The following is a 1,211-nucleotide window of genomic DNA, read 5'->3' as shown; positions in this document are numbered from 1 at the left end:
GACGGACAATACCAAAACCAATTTGTCGCCCAAGCAGCCTACGTTTGGAAAATAGACTTCACTGAAACCATGTCGGACAAGAAGCATATTTATTCGGGGTATGTGACTTTAGTTAGATAACTAGATGCTAGAAGCTAGATACTAGACGCTAGACACTAGACGCTAGATGCTAGAAACTAGAGGCTAGAAAAAAGTATTCATTATTAAGATTATAAAAGCTAAACAAAATTCAAGTGTCAGTTCGAGTGCTTGAAATTAGCGGTAGCTAATGGCAAGTGTATCGAGAACAGAACGGAATTGCTAATTGCTAGACGCTAGAGGCTAGAAACTAGAGCCTAGAAAAAAGTATTCATTATTAAGATTATAAAAGCTAAACAAAATTCAAGTGTCAGTTCGAGTGCTTGAAATTAGCGGTAGCTAATGGCAAGTGTATCGAGAACAGAACGGAATTGCTAATTGCTAGAGACTAGACGCTAGATACTAGACACTAGATAAAAATATCAAGACATAAGTAAGACAAAAATGTTATGAGCTCGTATAGTTAAACCTTTTTAATTACGAAAGCTGATATCCAACTCCGGAGCCATCAAATAACAAAAACTATTCATTAATTACTATCTACTTTTTTCAATTTTGCATGATTTTTTAACTATATATCAACCACTATTGACTATTGACTAAAAATTAGTAAATTAGCAATTGAATGTTAAAAATTGCAGGACTCATATTGCTACTATTTACGCTTGGGAATCTTTCCGCCCAAGAAATATGTAACAATGGTATAGATGATGATGGAGATGGCTTGATTGATTTGTTGGATAATGAGTGCTCATGCATTATAAAAAGAGATATTATTCCAAATCCCTCTTTTGAAAACTTGACTCCATGTGCTCAGGCCTTTTCAATAAATGATTTTGATAAAGTGTTGAATTGGGAGATAAGTTCTACAATGGCATTCATACATAGTAATAATTGTTTTGCTAACAGTATGCACAATTCAAATTTCACACCTTCAATTGTGGCTGGTCAAAACTACATTTATTTGAGTATTTTTAACGGAAATACATACACAAATTTAATACGCTTTGGTGCGTTAGCAGCAAGCACTTGTTTAACTGATACTTTATTTGCTAATCACACTTATGTATTAAAAATAAAAGGTAATCATCACTATAATCAAAGTTACCAACTTTCGCCAATGTCAAACCCAA

The 1,211-nt window shown here is 33.5% G+C and carries 1 protein-coding gene; it reads left to right on the top strand.

Annotation, left to right across the window (positions count from 1 at the left end):
* Positions 1–703 precede the first annotated feature (703 nt).
* The coding region (locus tag DNU06_RS17450) for a hypothetical protein (RefSeq protein ID WP_199399041.1) at positions 704–1,211 on the top strand (508 nt) is incomplete at its 3' end.

The organism is Putridiphycobacter roseus (assembly GCF_003234935.1).
GTDB lineage: Bacteria > Bacteroidota > Bacteroidia > Flavobacteriales_D > Crocinitomicaceae > Putridiphycobacter > Putridiphycobacter roseus.
This window is presented reverse-complemented; position numbering and strand designations above follow the sequence as displayed.